Raw genomic sequence first — 19621 nt, forward strand, 5'->3', positions numbered from 1 at the left:
GCTGTTATTTGAAGTTAGCTTTGTTCTTATCATACCATTCCTGCGCCAATTGTTCTGCTTTGTCACCGCCAAGACGTTTCCACTCTGCACGGATGTCTTCGAGCGCTTTCTCCGCTGAGTAATTGCCTTGGGTGACGGTCTTAGCCCGGATCGTATCAATCGTCTTCTGAAAAGATGCTTTTAACTCGTTGATTTCTGTGACATTAGGTTGATAAGGGATGTCGCGACGGAACTTGTTCTTTGTTGCTATCTTAAGTGATTCGGACTCTAGCTTGGCGAGCTGCTGAGAAAGCGGATCTTGTGCCGCTCTGATCATCAAATCCTCGGGCTTTTCCTGCATGGGCTTCAAAACCGCATACTCGGATGCGTACGCGACTTCTTTCTTCACTTTATCGGCGTCCAATTTCTGAGGAATGCCGTTTACCAGTTTATGGTGAACCCCTTCCGTGCCATTCGTGAGTGTAAACCAGCCTTTTTCCATCATCCAGTCCAAATATTGAATCGCGGCTTTAGGATTTTTCATGTTTTTATTAAATGTAACATAGATGAGAGCTGGGGTTTCTTGATATAAGCCGTATTTGCCGTACTTCGTCGAAACGGGTTCGAGTGGAACCGGAGTTGCTTTTGCATCGTTCTGCAGCAGATCTCGGTTCATAGTAGTTGCAGTGCCGCCCCATTGACACATACAAATACCGGCTTTACCGGTGGACCACAGCTGTTTGGCCCGGGAGTTGTCTTTATCCGTAAAGTATTCCTTATCGGCAAGGCCCAGATCGTAGATCTTTTTCTCGGTAGCAAGCGAATCGCCGTAACGGTCCAAGGTCGGTCCGTATTTCATTTTGCCGTTTTCCAAGTACCAGTCGACCCACGTCGTGCCGTGCATGGCTGCGTACAAATCGCCAGTAGTATAACCGATGATCGGAACTGTATCGGCTTTGCCGTTTCCGTCCGGATCCTTATCCTTGAACGCCTGAGCGACTGCGACAAATTCATCCATTGTGGTAGGCGCTTTCAAACCCAGCTTGTCTAGCCAGTCTTGTCTAATCCACATCCCATGATTCGCTACTGTACTAATCGTACGTCTCGTCGTTACCGCGTACGTTTTCCCGTCAAAAGTAATATACGGCTTCAAGTCCGGATTTTCCTGCAAATATTTTTTGTAAACGGTGCTGTATTTCTCAATGTATTCGTCGATAGGCTGAATAACGCCCTGCGTGACTAAGTTGCCGATGTAATTGCGATCAAATTCCCAGATTAGATCAGGAGCCTGAGCCGAGGCAATTAAGACGTTAAGTTTGTCTTGGGCCTGATTCCGCGGTACGGGAACGACTTTCACATTAATGCCCGACTGTTCACGGATCCACTTAACCCAACGGTTCTCCTCGTATGTTCCCTCGTCGCTCGACACCTGTCCCCTGTCAAACATCGAGATGCTGACATCCTTCGGCAGTTTGTCGTACTTGTCCTCCTGCTTGCCATCTGTAGGGCTTGTGCTTGCTGAAGGTGAATCCCCGCTCTTCGTACACCCGGATAGTGCGACAACAGCCGCCAGACAAATCGCCAGCACCGTTGTACCCCATTTGGTTGCTTTCTTGTTCATGTGACTCCTCCTCATATTTTCAAAATAACCTACTTTATCACAAGGCTGCAAGGCCTATATGAACTTATCCTTTAACGGAGCCCATCAGGACCCCTTTGACAAAGTGCTTTTGCAAGAACGGATATACGCACAGAATCGGCAAAATCGCTATAATAATAGCTGAGGCGCGTACACCTTCAGGTGTAATGGTGGCCTGTGTAACCCCTTCTCCATTCGTCGTGCTGAGCAGATCGGAGCTGATGTTCTGCAGCATTTGATACAGCTTTACGGTTAGAGACAGCTTGTCAGTGCTTTTGATGTAGATCAGCACGTTGAAGTAAGAATTCCACCAGCCCACCGCATAAAATAACGTTAGGGCTGCAATGACCGGCAGCGATAGGGGAAGAATGATTTTCCATAAAATAGTTAGATCTTTGGCTCCATCAATAGAGGCCGATTCCTCTAATTCTTCGGGCAATCCCTCGAAAAATGACTTCATGACAAACATATTGTAAGCGCTGATTAACGCAGGCAACCAAAGTCCCCAATAGGAGTTGATCAAGCCTAACGAATTGATTAACAGAAAGTTAGGGATGAGTCCGCCTCCGAACAGCATCGTGAACAGAACGGCCATCAACATGACGTTGCGCCCCTTCAAACGCCGTTTGGATAACGGATATGCGGCCAGAATGGTGAGCAACATGTTCAGAGCGGTGCCAACCACCGTAATGATCACCGTATTCTTCATCGCTACAAACAGTTGCCCGTCTTCCATCAAGTTGATATAGGCATCCAAGCTGAACTCAATGGGCCATAGTGAAACTTCACCCGCATTAATGGCACGGCTGCTGCTCATGGAAACGGCTAGAATATTTATGAATGGAAACAATGTTGCACAAGCAATGATGGCAAGCAAACCTGCATTCAACCATCGAAACCACCGCGAAGAGCTAACCATTTACCACAACCCCCTCTCGCCCATGGCCCGAATCAAGCGGTTGACAAAGACCACCAGCACCAGGGACACAATCGATTGGAATAGCCCGAGCGCGGTAGTATAGCTATACTGCAGCCCGACAATCCCGCGACTGTATACATACGTACTGATAACTTCGGAGACGCTCCCGACAGCTGAGTTTTGCAGTGCAAACACCTGCTCGAATCCAACATCCATCATACGTCCCATTTGCAGGACGAGAAGAATGGCCACTGTGCTGCGGATGCCTGGCAGCGTCACATGCCAGATTTGCCGCCATTTGTTCGCCCCGTCGATCGCAGCCGCTTCATACAAATGCGAGCTGATGGACGCCATTGCAGCCAGGTACAGAATCGTTCCGAATCCTGCTTCCCTCCAGATGCTCGATCCAACAAATGAGATCGGCCACCAGAATGTGCTGGCCATGAAGTAAATCGGCTCCAACCCGAACAGCTTCAGAATCGAATTCACAACCCCCGTACTAGGAGACAATAAGGCAGTAATGATGCTGCCTAACACGATCCATGACATGAAATGCGGAATATACAGGAAATTTTGCAAAACCCGCTTGTACCATTCTGAGCGAAGCTCATTCAGCATCAGAGCCAAGAGGATCGGAACAGGAAATGCAAACACTAGACTGTACAAGTTGAGAAGCAGCGTATTCCTCAGTATTTGAAGGAAATCGCGGCTCGTGAAAAGCTTTCGAAATTGATCGAGCCCGACCCAGGGGCTGCCCCAAATGCCTTCCATCAAACGATAATTTTTGAATGCAATGATCTCGCCGAACAACGGCGCGTATTTAAAGATCAAGAAATACAACGCGACCGGAACAAGCAAAAGATATAAATATTTATCCCTGCTCCATTGCTTCCGCCAAGGCGGTATTTTTCTGCGAGGCCCGGCTGCAACGGTCGCTGCGGTTGAAAGAATGTTCTGCTGCCTGGCTGACGAATCCATAGACTCCCTCCTTGATATCTCTGTTATTAGTGATGCAGATCTGGCCGATTTGCCATTACATTGAAGGTAGCAGATGCGGAAATGGAAACAAATCATCACTTTTTGTTACACGACTCCTTATCCATTTTGGAGACCCTTCATTTTTTGTGATTGCATTCCTTTTTTGTTAGAGGCCTAATAAACAGGCCAAAGGGACATGCTACTCACATGTCCCCGAAGCACTAATATTCATTTAAATACCATACATAACAATATTGTAGTAAAGTATAAGTATAGCAATTAATATTTATATATTCAGATATATGAATTTATAAAAATTTTTGAAGGAGGTAAATGTATGTCTTCAACCGAGAATATGTGTACGGCCAACCATACAGTAGAGCCTCTTTCAACCAGACTCAAGGTAATGAATACTGGACTGGAGCATTTATCTGGTGTTGGTGCCGATCATATTTGCAAGGTTTGTATCTCTAGCGGTGCTTCTTGCTGTTCGGGTTGCCGTTTTTTAGAAGATGGAGTCGGTTGTCAACAAAGGAATACAAGCTGTACGGCCTGGTTATGCGGTTTTCTGAAGTTTATTTATTATGAGGCTGGATTAATCAAGGAATGGTATAAATTCTGGGAGCAAGTGCCTGGGCAAGAATATCGCAGGGATTTCACGCCTTCCGAATTCAGAATGGATGAGTGGATTAAGATTCCGAATATTCGCCATTTGTCAGAAGCATTTGCCTTGGATTTGGAGGATCAGAAACCGTACCACTACCCCTTCTGGATACTCGAACTAAAAGAAACACTTGACCGTTATATTGATCATATTCTTGAGAGTAACCATCCAGCTAAAACCAGGAAAATCGAAAAAAAAATTAAATATTTGACAAGGGAGTTCCATAGATTTCATGAAGTGAAGAATAGCATAATCTTAACAACCTAAACTTCCCTCCAACCGAGAACGCCCACGATAAGGACCAACCGGAATTTGGATCAGGCTGGTTGTTCCCTGAGGAGCCAGCTTGTAGATATCATCGCTAGTATTCGCATCAAATCCGAGAAGCGGGCGTCCCCCAAACCCAAGCGCATATGCGGCCAACAATAAACGTTGAACGTGCATTCCAGCCTCCATTTGTTGGATGCGGTAGCCTCGATACCCAAGCTGTGATTGGAGGTTGTTCCTGTCTCCTGCCACGTGAAAGCAAAGCGGCACTTGAAATAGATTGATATTATCAAGAGACATTCCTTGCTGCAGCCAAGACCGATGATCTCCGGGACGTACCTGTCGTAGCACATGAGCGTCGCTGTCATAGCGATAGGCGCCATCTGGAATGCCTTGGACGCCATAGAAACAGCCATATAAGTCAACACGAGGCACAGGTCTTTCTTGCGCTCCGTCCATATCATTGCGATATCGGAATGACAAGGTCGCCTCTTGTAATAGAGCGGCCAACTGAGATTGGCTGACTTCGCGTAAGACGTAATCCCCTTCTGGCGAATGCCGTTTACGGCAAGCCGATGCCAAATCATAGGACAACCTATCCACGCGAGGTAAAGCGTACACATCCTCCCCATTAGTCATGTCATTCTCCCGTTTGATCTGCTTGAACAATTGCACAGAATCCTGAAGAGATGCTTCGTTCATCTCGATCAGCGTCGGATACGGCCTTATCCTCTGTGACCTGACGTAATGATCATGCCGGACCGTCGGCAGCTCCTGACACAATTCGGATGCAGAGATCATTCGGTTATCGTTATTTCTACAGGCAACCCAATTCATCACAGGCTCTGCCGATAGCGGAACAACCGCATATACGCTCTCTTCCTCCTGAGTTAACCCGAGCAGATGATTGACGGCCTGGTCAAGAAACTGAAAGTACACACCGGTCGCAAATTCAAAACGTTTCGCCACTTCCAGGAGTTGCCCGATCAGTACGCCGGCGTCCAGCCCTTGAAGGCGATAGGCAAAGTTATTATATTTGAAAAAATTTTTCCAAAATAAGGTCGTAACAAAAGCGACGCCGAAACAAGACGACACGTCACAGCGGTCTCCTAGAGCCGTGGCCAGATAAGAGTCAAAGTTGCCTTCACGCAACAATATCAAACGGTGGTGCGCCACATCATAATGGTAAACGCCTGCTGGCAAATCCTCCATTTTCAAATAAATGTACAGTTCGTTTGGATATAATCCTCCTCCGGAAGGAATGAAGCGTCGGTAAATCTGATGTAAGAATACTCCCGCTTCTTCCTCAGTGGAGTCAGGGACAAGAACAGACTGACTCACTTGCGTGAGCCCATATACGTACCAGAGAAAGTGACTGATACTTCGAAGCTGCGGATTCTCGGGCGCTTCCCCTCCATCCAGCGTCAGCGGCACTTCCGCAGACAATTGGGTGGTCGGCAAGCCGCGATATAGCTTATATGGAAGCGGTGAGTCTTCCCAATCCGCCTCCCAGTCCGGGGGTTTGACCTTGTCAGGGTCAAAATGCAGCTGGTGCAGAAATGCTTTCAGACTCATCCTGTATCCCCCCTAAAAGTTTCATGGAAACGGATGCGGGTGCGGATTGAGCTGTTCAGGTGTCAGCGGCTCTTGCGCATATCCTAGTTCCACTGGCACTGTTAACACCCTCTCGAGCCCAGTCAAACGGATAAGATGCTGTCCGAATGTCATCGGCAGCATGCCTGGAATCAGCACTTTCACACAATACAGTCCGTTTCGCTTAGTCTCTGGTGTCGACTGGTCCACGACGATCACATCCAGGTTCAATCGGCGGAACGTCTGGAGGAACAAGTTCAGATCGTCGGTCAGATCGGCATACCTGACCTTTGGCTTGAATTCCTCGTTAAATGTTCGCAACGGACGATCTTCATCCAATAAAAATTGGAGGCGTTCCTCTGCTTGCGGCAAGCTGTACAACATGGAGTGGTCCTCCATGTCCCGTACCTGGAACGGATCGTGAAGCATTCGTTCGTACTGCTCCCGGTTCGCTTCGAATTTCTCGCTGAACGTCATCAACATGGCCGCAACCTCGTGGATCGCACCTTTCACCGCACGCACAGGGTCCGGATGAGCTCCGGCCGCGCAGATGATATTCACTCCCTTTTGCTTCCTGTTTTTAGCCACAACCCAAACACTTGGAATTCCATGCTCCATCGTCGAGTTATAGAAGTGAACATCATATCCCGCAACCGCCCGCAATCGCTCGACCATCAAATCCAATTCCCGATCATCGGCCGAATACGGATCAAGCCGCGGAAGTGGCAACTGTGCGTACCAGGTCAAAAGGAACGAATCGCGCTCCACCACTTCCAAAATACCGTAGAAAATCGCTTCCTCCAAACTGCCGCCTAATGCGCAGCCGTTGGAAGTCTCATAGACAAAACCTTGGCCGCAGCCCGAACTGTAGTAAGCGAGCAGCTCCGGCACGAGAATCGGACGCTCCTGCAAAAACGAGTAACCCCATACCCAATTGATCGACCGGTTGGGGTCAAACGGCTGGAACGGAAAATCTGGCCTCTCATACTGTTCCTTTTCGTGTACACCAACCTGTAGAGGATCAAACGCTTGCTCTTTCAAATTGTTGAAACTATCGTAGACCACTGTCCTTTTGCCTCGGGGAGATAGACCGCAGTAACGCTCCAGGCCCTCTAAGATCGCCGTCACTTCGCTATCCGCATAGGAATGAGTCCGGCCTGCACATCCCTCATCCCCCGAGAATAACGGGAGATTAATGCTCGAATCGGCAAAAGGTGACACGAGGTCAAGCATTTTGCCGTTCAAGAAGCCCGTCCGAGAATCCAGATACTCTTCGGCCAGCACTCCCTTCAGATCATCCATCGGACGGCACCGGTAACTATCGACGCTGATCTTTGGACTTGGTTTAAGCGAGATACGGGCCGCTGCAGCGGAATCGTCGGGCAATCGGCTGCAGACCGGACATAGCGGATCAGGCAAAAAGAGATGACGCGAGCTTTTCAGCGACTGCAGATTGACCAAGAACACCCGGCCTTCCGTTTGAGCCCGCCGACCTTGCAATACCCTCTGAGCTTCCGCCACAAGAAGGTGAGCCACCTGCCTGAGTCCCGAGCGAGAGGCCCACGGCTCACTCGGTATTCCCTCATTCGCCGATAACTTCTCACGCAGTTGCCACGTTTCTTTGCGGTCGTTACCTGCCATTAAGCTCCGCAGGTCCGCGCACTGGGAGCATCCCGGCTTACCCGGGCGAATCAGTGGCCCGACCACGCCCTCGCCAAATGCAACAAAGCCGCGAAGCCAAGACGTTTCGGTCTGTTGGAACACTTCTTCTGCTTGGAGATGAATGGAAGGATTCCACGCATCGTTCAACACCAACGCCAATTCAACTGCTTCTGGCACACCGGTTCCGAAATCGGACTGACGAACAAGCTCATAATGGTTGGACAGCTCCTCACACACAATATCCGTGAGCAGCCCTTCTCCGATTACTGCAACGATAGCGTTCACTGGCACTCCTCCTCTCGCAGCGACACGCCAAACACTCCTGCCAGCTCCTCTTTCATGAATGGTTCTGAAGCCAGATCGAAGACCAATAAACCCTTCTGCTTCCTTTTCAGAATATGCTTAACTGCCTGCAGAACCTCTGTATGCTCCGCCTCTTCATACGCATGGATGGCTATACCCTGCATCACATCTCGTTCCACTTTTACGGACGAAATCTCATATGCATCCGTTGTTAGAATCGCGTCTGGATTTTGAGCCTTCAGCAGCGCTTGCTGCAGCGCCTTTCGCAACGCCAATGTACGATTCAAGCCGACACTGCCGTACCAACAACCGTTTGTACCGACCCATACCAGAGGGAATCCTGTCACTTCCTCCCCCAAACCAATTTCCGGCGCTCCCTTCATAGTAGTCAATGCTTCCAAATAATAGCGACATCGTTCATCTTCTACCGTAGTAAGCCGTACCCGTAATACAGAAGGCTCACGAGCTTGCAGCTGCCTGCCCAGTTCCTCAGCCAAACACTTTTGTAACCCGCGACAAATGCCTTCCGCAACCGTTTCCCCCGCACCGACCCCTATATATTCGAACGGCTGAATCGGGCTCCCGAATTCCAGATGAAAAGGAAGCTTCGTCTCGTATAAATCGGCCATTCGCGACACGTACGCTTCGATCCCGGCCAGCCCAGCTTCCCTCCGAGCCTCTGTATGAGTTAACCCTGAGCAGACGATTTCCGGCAGCAGCCCTGCAGGTCCTTCAGACAACGGATCAGCTGCCTGCACACGGCACAGAGAGAGCGGGAGCTGCTTCAGATCTCCCTCCTCCCAACTATGGAAGATGCCCGTTTCTGCCGATGTCAATCGGCTGAAGAAAGGTATCATTCCGTTCGACTCCTCTTTGCCCAGATTCTCTTCGAGCCGTAAATCGAAGTCCGGCACCCGCTCGGCTGTTGGGCGTCCGTTTACGAGTGGATGAGGCAGGAACGAATGCCAGCTTCCTTCCAACGTCTCCAGATTCAGCAGGAACAACTTATTTTTAAGTTCCGAATCCGTCACTCCTGTAGCCGTTTTTAACCATTCAAATACGATCACGTTCGCAAGCATCGCTTCAGCCGTAGAGGAGGCGGCATGCAGCACGGGATCCCTGCAGAGCGCAGCATGGTGTACGCGGCGCCAAGCCGACTCTAAGCAGCCTTCCGAATCCGGATGCACCAGCGGCCCCGCTATACCCGTTTGCTGCAGAAACATGGCGGGGAGCAGCACCTTCTTCTCCTGCCTGCAAGCCTCATGAAGCGTCCGCAAGTCTTCGACATTACCCTCCTGCGATACGAACAGTACGCAATCAAACGACTGCACAACCTCACGCCAAGCCATACCACCCTCCTTCGGCAGGCAGATCTCCTCCACCTCGACCTCAGGATCCGAATTACGTGTATGCGCCACGAGCTCCGACAACCGCTGCCGATTAGTCGTGATCGGGTCTGTGATCAGCATGTGGAATTGGGGTAATCCGGAATCCAACAAAGCCGCGAAGAGCGAGACAAAAAACGGACCGGAACCGACCGCCAATACTTTTCCCTGACGATAAGACTGAAAACGGTATGCGCCCGAACCGCCAAAACTATCCAAAAATCCGATTTGAGAAGCATACTTTTGGAGTACCTCATCCGATAATTGATGCTGACGGTCTTCACTCACATCCCGGACAAAACCATTTCCATACAACACTTCCGCGATTTCATAGATCCGCCTCTGGTATTCGTCTGGCAGCCCTTCCGTCAAATCTTCCATCGTATGCTCGCCATTAAACACCGGTATCAATTTTTCAATCCATTGATCGATTGTGCTGCCTTCCATTCGAAGCGAGCCCACATTGTTCCGGAAATAGACGCCTCCATTTGGATCAGGGAGAAAAAACGTATCCCCTTTCACTTTCAGACGCATAGAAGAATTCAACTATCATCCCCCCTCAAACATTTCACAAGTCATTCTCCATCTAATGGTATGTATTACGATTTGTCCCTCATGCCAAAAAATAAAGAGACGCCCCTCCAGCTCGAGCTTGCGGGGGCGTCTCTTAACTCAGAAAGTGATACATTTCTTCAAAAAATTAGTGGCAACGGGCACAGTTTCCGCATCGGACACAGTTGCTGCAACGGACACAGTTACTGCAACGGACACAGTTACTGCATTGGAAACAATTGCTGCAACGGACGCAGTTAAAGCATTGGAAAAAACAATTGCTGCAAAAGCCTACGCAAAAACCGAAGCCAAATCCAACACAAAGGCGAGCGCCTTCAGGATCGTTCTGACCTTGACCCGCCGTTGGCGTAATACCGCTTGCATTGAAATCGCTAACTTTCAGTTTCTGAAGATCCTTTTTGAAATCCGTCATTAATAAAACCTCCAATTCATTATTTGAACTTGCAAATGCTCTGCAATATGCTATGAAATCTTCTCCGCTAGTGTTCCTGTTTACAGACACTTAAAAGTTAAACAATTCGAAAGGAACAAAAAATCCCCCTACAAAAGTAGGAGGAAAGCAAGTTGGTGGTTCATCTAAAGCGCTGATGGCGCAAAAAAAATACCGGTTCAAACTTTCTGTACCGATAAGTCAATTAATCAACATTTGTACTTATTTTTTGCTCGTTCCGAAATGTTCCTTTAGTTCTTTAAGTTGGAATTCACGGTCATGTAACCTTTTCCATTGTCTCTCTAGTCCTTCATTAATCATGACTGGGGAGATTGATTGCTTGATATACTGTTCATTCCTGTTGTACATTTCACGTACTGTAATTTTTTTAGCGCCAAAACTTCGTGAAAGCAATAGTCCGATGCGTTTTGTAAGCCTCATAGTCTTTTCCTCCTAGCCGACCAAAAATGTTGCGTATCCTTGAGGAGATATTTATGTTCGCACAATATTTCTTTCATTATAACATATACACCATGTTTATCGATAAGTTTATCATTCGCAATAACTAAGGCTGTATAATGAGAAAATCCTGCCACGCCTCCATCTAATACGATACGTAATGAATAGTATTTTCGCCATCCATGATCCTTCTTTTTTCCGGAATACTCGTACTCATGAATGGCATCCATAAAATCTTGGTTTTCATTCAGATTAACAACTGGTGTAATATCAAAAATAGTAATATAGTGGATACCTGTTATTCGCTCATTTTCATTCACTGTTGCGCCCCAGTTATTCATGGCACTGAGTATAACAGGATCAATAGGAGAGTTGCCCCAATCTTTCAACAATTGGTAGACTAATGCATTTAAATAGGAGCCATAGTCCCCTCGTAACGTTTTATTTTTATATAAGTGTAACAACTCATCAAATAATTCTATTGGAACATCCACTTTACTTTTCTTAAATTTCGAGATATCCCCACCCTTACTTTTGTTGGAAATCAATTTTTGATACATAAACTTAATGTCCGTATCGTTTGTATGCTTTTCTACAGCAAACAATTGAAAGGCCAGAATACCGTCAGTCGTTCGTATAATACTTTTAGACTTGTTATTTATTTTTACAAGCTTATTGACCAGCACCTTCTCTTGATCCTCAATAAAACGATACCGCCATCTAAATTGAAAATAGGGGACCATGAAAAATATCCCGCACAGAACAATTGAAAGCCCTGCAGATCCTGTAATTACATATTGCTTCCAAAGCGTATCCACTTCGGATATTTTGTTGGTTACGACTCCTGTAAACATCCCTATGATAATAAGAATGGCTGCTACGATTAATGACCTCGTTGGACTCTTAGCCATATCATCTCTAACATTCGTCCAGAACTGAACTTGTTTTCTCATGCAAAAAGTCCCCCATATTTTATGAAAACTTCCGTAATTCATATAATATAAGGGACAAATTATGTTATTGTAAAGACACAAAATGACAAATCTACAGAATGGAGAAAATCACCGCTTCACCTTATAAAACTCATAAGAATTGTTGTCCCGCTCCTGCTACTTACGCCATCAATCGCCGATCATTTATTTCATTTGCTTCTGCTTGGCAACGGTGTCCCATAGATCTTTTATCGTAAAGCTGGTGCTCTGGCTTTCTTTATACCATTTGATCATGAAATCGTCGATTTGTTTGCCGTCCGCTTTGTCCCATGCGCTTGTAACGTCTTTATAGGCTTGCTCGACGGAATATTTATCGCCGCTCAATACCGATTTCAGCCAAATATTGGAAATATCGCTGTTGACGGTATTAAAAGACGTTTGCAAGTCCTTAGGCAAAGCCGGCATTTGATCGAGAAGGGTAACGAAACGATATTGCTTGCTTGGGTCGAGATACAGCGATTGCGCTTTCTTATACAGCTCGAGCCCTGCCTTTTGCTCGGGAACGTCCGTATTGAACCCGTTTTCAATTAGCGAGCATTTACCCGTTAGCAACCGGGAGAACGACTGCGCGTAATCGCCTGCCCATGCGACTTCTGCGGTGTTTTTCGCTGGATCGATGACCTTCGGACATGCGTTCGCATCCTTGTTGTAATGTACGCCCTCCAAGCCCGAAAGCAATGCCGTACCTGTTGCCGGACGGTTGATGAAGTCGATATATTTGATCGCCGCCACGGGATCCTTGGCATTGGCATTGATGGCGGTCGTCGCTTGAACCGGACTTTGGATATCGGGGATAAACTCGCCGGCCGGACTTTTCGGGAAGGCGATCGGAATGACGTCGGCGCCAGGGACGGTTTTTTTCAACGTTTGCAGATCGGTGACGGTCGCGTCGAACCAACTGCCTACAAATACCGGGTAAATGCCCAGCCTCCCGTTCAAAAAGTCCTGTCTCCCCTTGGCGCCATTCTTGTCGTTGACAAAATCCTTATCGATCAGGCCTTCGTCAAACAACCGCTTTTTGAACTCAGTCGCCATCTTCCCGTTCTCGAATGCCCGGCTCGGTTGACCGTTCACGAGTCCATAGGAGTTGATCGGATCCCCGAACATCATGCTGATCGCAAAATCGGAACGATAGCTTAGCGCCATTCCGTACGTATTCTTCTTGCCGTCGCCATCCGGATCTTGTTCTGTAAATGCTTTTGCCACTTTATACAACTCTTCGGTCGTTTTCGGAACTTCCAGGTTCAATTTTTTCAGCCAATCGGCACGGATAAAAATGGCATAGCTCGGAAACGCCTCCAACACCCTTCCGATTTTATACATTTTCCCGTCCGGACTTGTTGTCGCTTTTTTCAATGCGGGATAATCCTGCAGTATTTTTTTGTATTCCACGCTGTTCTTGGCGATCAGATCATCCAGCGGCAGAAGCTGCTTTTGTTCGATAAGCGGATTCACGATATTGCCGTCGAATTCGTTAATGACATCCGGCGCACTGCCGGAAGCAAACAGCACGTTGAATTTCTGCGTCGCTTCGGTGCGCGGGATCGGTACGAATTTGGCGTTGACAGGGCCGTTCTCGTTGATCCATTTGGTCCAGCGGTTGTTCTCCGCCGTTCCTTCGGCAGCCGGAATGTTTCCACGGTCATAAACGGACACGGTGAGATCGGCTTTTTTCGCCGGAGCCGGTGCGGCAGAATTTGTCGGGGCTGCGGATGCGCCGTTTGTCGAGTCTGATTTGGTCGTATTGCTGCTGCATGCCGTAAGAACCAGGCTGGCCGTTAAAGATACTCCTATTGATGTTGCTATCCACTTTTTCATGCTTGTTATACCCCTTTCGATTCCCTCATTGTATTATTCGCACAGCCTTGCCTTCCATCCTTCATTAGCGGTTCGCATCACCTCCTTCAGGAAGGGAATTCCTATCCTTTTACGGATCCGATCATGACGCCTTTGATAAAATATTTTTGCAAGAACGGGTAGACCAGCAGCATAGGTACGATAAGCACGATGACCCCCGCCGCCTTAACCCCCTCCTCCACGATGTGACTTTGGTCGTCCGGCTGAACGATCAAGCTTTGCTGAAGCGCGCTTTGATTTTGGATCATTTTCTGCACCAGAACCGTCAAATTGTATTTATCCGTGCTGTTGATATAGATCAGCATGCTCACGAACACATTCCAGAAGGCTACGCCGTAAAACAATGTCAGCGTGGCGATGACGGGCAGCGACACAGGCAAAATGATTTGCAGCAGCAGCCGGTATTCGCCGCAGCCGTCCATTCGCGCCGCCTCGTCAATCTCCGGAGGAATGCCCTCGAAATAAGTGCGCAGTACAAGCATATTGTAGGTGCTGACAAGTGCGGGCAGCCAAATCGCCCAATAGGTGTTGATCAAGCCGAGGCTCTTCACGATCAAATACGATGGAATCAGTCCTCCTGAAAAAATCATCGTAAAGATCATGGCCAGCGTAAACCATCTGCGCGCGTAAAAATAGGGACGGGATAGCGGATAGGCGGCGCAAGTGGTCATGACCATGCAAAGGATAAGGCCGACGACCGTCAGCTTGACGCTATTTAGAAACGAATGCACGATCGGTGTTCCTTTGAACAGCAGGTTAAAGGTTTCCATACTTATGCCTACCGGCCACAAATTGACTTTTCCCGTTTCAACCGCGGACGGGTCGCTTATGGAAAGCGCAAACAGGTGCAGGAGCGGAAATAAACTTGAACAAGCGATGATCGCCAAAACGATGTAATTGACGGCGTAAAACAGCCTTTCTCCATTGGATGTGCGCATATTCACTCTCTCCCGATCAAGAATTCTGATAGTTTAAAATAAGCCTTGCTGGAACCGTCTTGCAATACTGTTCACCGTAACGATGAGGATCAGCGCGACGACGGACTCGAACATGCCCATAGCCGTAGTCAAGCTGAATTGGGCTCCTTGCAGCCCGACCCGGTAAATATAGGTGCTGATCACGTCGGCAATGTCTTTCACCGCGGGATTCTGCAGCACATACACTTGATCGAATCCGACTTCCAGAACGCGACCCATCGAGAGAATGAATATAACCATGATAGTAGGCATGATGCCCGGAATCGTGATATGAATGATTCGTCTCCATTTGTTTGCGCCGTCGATACTGGCTGATTCGTATAGGGAAGGATCGATGGTCGACATGGCCGCCATGTAAATAATCGCGCTGAAGCCCATATCCTTCCATATGCTGGAGCCCACAAAAATCGCGATCCATGACTGTATGTTGTATAGAAACGGAAACGGCTCCCCCTTCAGCCCGGTAATCCAGTGATTGAGCCAGCTCCCTTCGATACCGAAAATACTGACGACAATGCCTCCAACGATAATCCATGAATAAAAATGGGGCAGATAAACGAGCGTCTGCACGGTTTTCTTAAACCACATCGTCCTCGCCTCGTTCAATAGAATGGCAAGTGCGATAGGAAACGGAAACCCGACAAAAATTTGCAGCGCGCTCAAAATCAATGTGTTGCGGATGATCTTAAGCGAATTCGGCGAATTGAACAGCTTATGGAAATTATCGAATCCGACCCACTTGCTGTGCAGCATGCCGTCAAACAGGTTGTAGTCTTTAAAAGCGATAATGAGCCCTCCCATAGGCGCATATCTGAAAATAAGATAAAACGCCACGACCGGGGCAAACATGATAAGCAGCGGAATGTTTTGACGGAAACGCTTCCTATCGAACTTTCGGGTTAGTTGCATGCATTGGCTTCCTCTCTCTGTCGTTTTTCTGTCTCTTACTGTACAACGGGCGATCTGTCCGTACAATCGATCGTTTTCGCCGGATCAACAAAAATTACGAGCAAAGAAAAGAACCGCCATACACCAGATTAACCTGGTAGATGACGGTTCTTTATGCGTCAGAGATCGCAGCGATCAACAATATTTACAGATCAACGGATTTCCCGGACATGAGGCGAGTGCGAGCATCCTTCCGGTAGTCCCCGGGCGTTTGGCCGGCCAGCTTTTTGAACGATCGAATAAACGTATTCGGATGCAGGTAGCCAACCTGGATCGTAATCTCCTGAATCGAACGGTCGGTCTCAAGCAAAAGTTCCTTCGCGCGTTCAATGCGGATGCGGGACAAATAATCGATGAAATTTTCACCGATTTCTTCCTTAAACAGACGGCTGATGTTTTTCATTTGGAAGTCAAACGCATCACTCAGATGAAGCAATGACAAATCCGGATTCGGGTAGTGCTCCTCCAAATAAACTTTCATTTGGCGTATAAGCGCGTAATTGCTTTTCGTTTCACGAAGCGCTTCCATCTCATTCGCGAACTCCATCAATATGCCACGAAGCTCCTGCTGCAACTCATCCAGTGAATCCCAATTCGCCGCCGCTTTGTGGAGCTTTTCGACAGCACCGCTTGTCCAAAGCTCCTGCACATCCGCAGGGAGTTCCATAATCTCTTTATCCAGGAAAAAAATCATGTAGCTGATCAGGTTCGCCAATTCTTCCCGCATATATATACCCGTGCGAATTTCCGCAAACAGCTGCTCAAAATGTTCGAGCCTTTTGCCTTTCCCGGTACGGAGAGAATAGGCTTCGGCGCGAATGTAATGAATAAGGTCCAGCGACTGCTGCTTCCCGCCAGGCGGAATTTGCCAATAACCGATAACGTTCTCCTGACCGAGCGACGGTTTATATTGGAGAGCCTTCAAAGCTTCCTCGCAAACGTCATGTACAAGCTCAATCCGGTCGACGCTCGAGCCAATCCCTACCGTAATGCCAAAATCGAGATAAGCGGCAACCCAATGGTGTAGCTTCTCCGACAAATCGCGCACGATCGATTCCGGATTTTCTTCTCTCGAAACGACGGTGATTTGATACAGCACGGTTAATTGATCGTTCGCCGTCCATTCTGACCAGATCGTAACGTTCTTCGTTTCGGCGATTTCCTTCACTACGCTGGATAAAATGAACTTTAGCAAGCTTTGATCATGAGGCGAATAAGTATCGGTGAACATGCCGTATTTGTTGATTTCGATTACCGCCACACACAAAGTGGTGAACTGGTGAGGCATGCCGAGGCTGACCATCTCCTGCTGCCACTTCTCCGGAGTAAGCGGCCGGTTCCCTTCGATCCATTCGAAAAAGAAATGTCTCCTTCGGTAAACTAAGTCCTCTTCATGCCGTTTATGGAACGTATGGAACTGCTCGATCATATGGTCCAGCGCGGTATCAATGAACTTATATTCATCCTGGGCGCCTCTTCGAAAAAGTTCAACGCTTTTCTGTTGTGAGAATGCCTGAATTCGCTGCATGATCGATTGAATCGACTTGTATTTGGTCTTGGATACCACTACAACCCATAGGGCTCCGCATAGAAAGAACACGATGCAAACGGCAAGCCAATAATTCGACAATGCCGAAACGAACCGGAACACATTGCCGTCCGCGATCCCGCTAGAAATCGTCCATCCGGTATAGTCCGATGGCATATTCGTAAGGACGGATCCACTATCGCCCGTATCGTGATAGATCGGCGAGCCGCTACGGTCATTGATACGGATATGATTCGAGTTCGCCGTCGTTAATGTCTGCACGAACCGGCTGAGAGTCTGTAGCTTAACGTTTACAATGATAACCCCGTCATTGCCGGAATTGAGCGGTACATTTCGCGCCAGCGAGATGTAATCCGTCAGCTCACTTTGTTCGGTATAGCCCTTACGGACATTCGACCAAGAACGATTCAAAACGGGCTGTTTCAAAGCGTCTGAAATGGCTTGCTTATCGATAAAAGCATCCAGCGTGGACACAGAATAAGGCGTCTGCACCGTTCCGTCCGATAGCCGGTACATGTAGATGGAATCAATGAGCGGCATTGTGGCCATCAAATTTTTCACTCTGACGGATGACAAATAGCCCGAATAATAGCGATCATTGCGAAGGCTTGGGTTAAAGAACGCGAGCAGCGTCTCGTCGGCCGCGATCTCGTTCGTGATCGAATTGTCGATCAGTTGCAGTTGATTGTCGACGGATTGAAGCACTTGTTTCGTAAAAATGGCATTCGATTCGATCGCATTTTTGCGCGACAATTCGCTGAACGCCATTAGTAAGGCAAACATGAGAAGAGGAACGATGAAGAGAAAAATAGAGACATAAGAAAGCAGCAGACGGCGCAACCATATTTTGTTACTGGTTATTTTCTCTTTCACGGAGACTCTCCTCATTTATACGGACCGTTTTTTAATATAGTCATTATACATGAATTAGGGCAAGCGGTGTGTTGTCATTATCCCTTATATGCGCCAATCAAAAACAAAGGGCTGCCCCATAGACACCTCGTGTCTCGTGGGACAGCCTGATCATATCCGGCGCATACGGTTCATACCAAATCATATAACTGCCAACTTCCTCGCAGGCGAAATGCTATACCCCGATTATTTGCTTACCCGCACGATCATCCTCTCACTATCACCGCTTCACCTTATAAAACTCATGGTACAGCTTCATTAGTGCACGTTTCTCGATCCGCGACACATAAGAGCGGACTCCACTATCTGATTCCGAGATATGCAACCAAGGTGTAAAAAGCTGCATTCCTAGAACACCATGGGCAAACCGATGTAATTCTCGGCAAGGCAGGTCGATGCCGCTTGCGAGGATGTCACATAATCCAGTTCGGCCAGCTGGAGGCGATGCTCGAATGGGGAATGACCATAATGCCGGTATAACATGGAAGTCATATATCCGGAGAATCGCTCCGCCAGCCAGATGCGGCGCAAACAGGTAGCGGTGTAACTCTCGAGCAGTTCGGTTTTTCCGGACATATAGAAGTCATTCAAGCCTCGCGCCAGAACCTGGACATCCGCAACAGCCAGGTTGAGCCCTTTGGCGCCGGTTGGCGGAACGATGTGTGCCGCATCACCGGCAAGGAAAAGTCTGCCGTGTTGCATCGGGTCACAGACAAAGCTGCGCATCGCGAGAATGCCTTTCTGAATGAGCGGGCCCTCGATCAGCTTCCACCCATCCTTGGTCTCAAGCCGCGCATGCAATTCCGCCCAAATCCGGTCATCAGACCAGTTGGCAATGTCATCCTTGGGGTCGACCTGGAGATAAAGACGTTGGATCTCGGGCGAACGCGTGCTAAGGAGAGCAAAACCGCGCTCGTGGTTAGCATAGATCAGCTCTTGCGCTGACGGCGGCGCTTCGATGAGAATTCCGAGCCAACTGAACGGGTAAACTTTCTGGTATTCCTTGCGAGTGGTACTAGGAATGGCCATCCGAGTTTGACCGCAAGAGCCGTCACAACCGACGATATAATCACAAATGATACTCTCAAGCATGCCGTCCTTTTCCTTGCGGAAACTAATTTGCGGCGTCGGAGTGTCGAGACCGTGTAGGCTTACATCCCCAACATTGAACACAATCTCTCCTCCGGCTTTGAACCGCGCGTCAACTAAATCCTTGATAACCTCATGCTGGGCATAAACCGTGACATGCTTCCCGCCAGTAAGCTCATGTATGTTGATACGGTGACTTATATATGCGACATTTATGTAATGGGGGATTTAAATGTCTGATAAACCCACAGGAGATTACTTGCTCTCATCCGTTAAAAATTCATTGCGGATCCTAAATTCCTTCACAATTGAAGAACCTGAAAAAAGAGTGATCGACTTAGCTAATGAGCTGCAGCTCGGAAAAAGCACAATAAGTCGATGATTAAGCACTCTAGCCAGCGAGTCCTTCGTAATCAAGGATCCAGGAACTCAAAATATAGGCTAGG

At 48.1% G+C, this 19621-nt stretch carries 14 protein-coding genes and 2 pseudogenes; 1 reads left to right on the forward strand and 15 read right to left on the reverse strand.

The genetic code is table 11. From position 1 onward, the window contains the following. Positions 1 to 4: 4 nt before the first annotated feature. From AC58QD_RS13380 to AC58QD_RS13390, 3 genes are all read right to left on the reverse strand, one after another. A complete protein-coding gene (locus AC58QD_RS13380) occupies positions 5 to 1600 on the reverse strand; it encodes an extracellular solute-binding protein (RefSeq protein ID WP_497333918.1) in 1596 nt (531 codons plus the stop codon). 64 nt (positions 1601 to 1664) lie between these two features. After that, the gene (locus AC58QD_RS13385) at positions 1665 to 2537 is read right to left on the reverse strand and encodes a carbohydrate ABC transporter permease (protein ID WP_497333920.1); all 873 of its coding nucleotides are present in this window, start codon (positions 2535 to 2537) and stop codon (positions 1665 to 1667) included. Further along, the gene (locus AC58QD_RS13390) at positions 2538 to 3515 is read right to left on the reverse strand and encodes an ABC transporter permease (protein WP_497333922.1); all 978 of its coding nucleotides are present in this window, start codon (positions 3513 to 3515) and stop codon (positions 2538 to 2540) included. It lies immediately after the preceding gene. A gap of 337 nt (positions 3516 to 3852) precedes the next feature. Between AC58QD_RS13390 and AC58QD_RS13395 the strand changes: the two genes are divergently transcribed. After that, positions 3853 to 4446 carry a hypothetical protein gene (locus AC58QD_RS13395; RefSeq protein WP_497333924.1) on the forward strand — a complete coding sequence of 198 codons (594 nt, stop codon included), beginning with the start codon at positions 3853 to 3855 and terminating at the stop codon, positions 4444 to 4446. On the opposite strand, the gene AC58QD_RS13400 is transcribed toward AC58QD_RS13395, so the two are convergent. From AC58QD_RS13400 to AC58QD_RS13455, 12 genes and pseudogenes are all read right to left on the reverse strand, one after another. Then, entirely contained in the window at positions 4435 to 6021 is a 1587-nt protein-coding gene (locus AC58QD_RS13400) for a SagB family peptide dehydrogenase (protein ID WP_497333926.1), read from the reverse strand. The genes AC58QD_RS13395 and AC58QD_RS13400 overlap by 12 nt on opposite strands. Before the next feature lie 21 nt (positions 6022 to 6042). Beyond that, positions 6043 to 7986, reverse strand: coding sequence for a TOMM precursor leader peptide-binding protein (locus AC58QD_RS13405; protein WP_497333928.1), 1944 nt, complete (start codon positions 7984 to 7986; stop codon positions 6043 to 6045). Beyond that, a complete protein-coding gene (locus tag AC58QD_RS13410) occupies positions 7983 to 9923 on the reverse strand; it encodes a putative thiazole-containing bacteriocin maturation protein (protein WP_497333994.1) in 1941 nt (646 codons plus the stop codon). Before AC58QD_RS13410 ends, AC58QD_RS13405 begins: the two co-directional genes overlap by 4 nt. A gap of 166 nt (positions 9924 to 10089) precedes the next feature. Beyond that, on the reverse strand, positions 10090 to 10374 hold the full coding sequence (locus AC58QD_RS13415; RefSeq protein ID WP_497333930.1) for a heterocycloanthracin/sonorensin family bacteriocin: 285 nt from the start codon (positions 10372 to 10374) through the stop codon (positions 10090 to 10092). Positions 10375 to 10614: 240 nt separating this feature from the next. Further along, complete coding sequence (locus AC58QD_RS13420) at positions 10615 to 10833, reverse strand: hypothetical protein (RefSeq protein WP_497333932.1); 219 nt, start codon at positions 10831 to 10833, stop codon at positions 10615 to 10617. Then, complete coding sequence (locus tag AC58QD_RS13425) at positions 10830 to 11804, reverse strand: hypothetical protein (protein ID WP_497333934.1); 975 nt, start codon at positions 11802 to 11804, stop codon at positions 10830 to 10832. The genes AC58QD_RS13420 and AC58QD_RS13425 overlap by 4 nt, the downstream gene beginning before the upstream one ends. Before the next feature lie 183 nt (positions 11805 to 11987). After that, entirely contained in the window at positions 11988 to 13661 is a 1674-nt protein-coding gene (locus tag AC58QD_RS13430; RefSeq protein ID WP_497333936.1) for an extracellular solute-binding protein, read from the reverse strand. A 101-nt stretch (positions 13662 to 13762) separates the two neighbouring features. Next, entirely contained in the window at positions 13763 to 14638 is an 876-nt protein-coding gene (locus tag AC58QD_RS13435) for a carbohydrate ABC transporter permease (protein ID WP_497333938.1), read from the reverse strand. A gap of 33 nt (positions 14639 to 14671) precedes the next feature. Continuing rightward, positions 14672 to 15586 (reverse strand): ABC transporter permease, encoded by a 915-nt coding sequence (locus AC58QD_RS13440; RefSeq protein WP_497333940.1) that lies wholly within the window; start codon positions 15584 to 15586, stop codon positions 14672 to 14674. Between the two features lie 184 nt (positions 15587 to 15770). Further along, a complete protein-coding gene (locus tag AC58QD_RS13445; protein ID WP_497333942.1) occupies positions 15771 to 18047 on the reverse strand; it encodes a helix-turn-helix domain-containing protein in 2277 nt (758 codons plus the stop codon). 259 nt (positions 18048 to 18306) lie between these two features. Further along, positions 18307 to 18381: pseudogene (locus AC58QD_RS13450) on the reverse strand (RNA polymerase subunit sigma-70); the annotation flags it as partial. A gap of 53 nt (positions 18382 to 18434) precedes the next feature. Beyond that, positions 18435 to 19370: pseudogene (locus tag AC58QD_RS13455) on the reverse strand (4-hydroxybenzoate 3-monooxygenase); the annotation flags it as partial. Positions 19371 to 19621: the final 251 nt, after the last annotated feature.

The organism is Paenibacillus sp. J2R1T-4 (assembly GCF_059692235.1).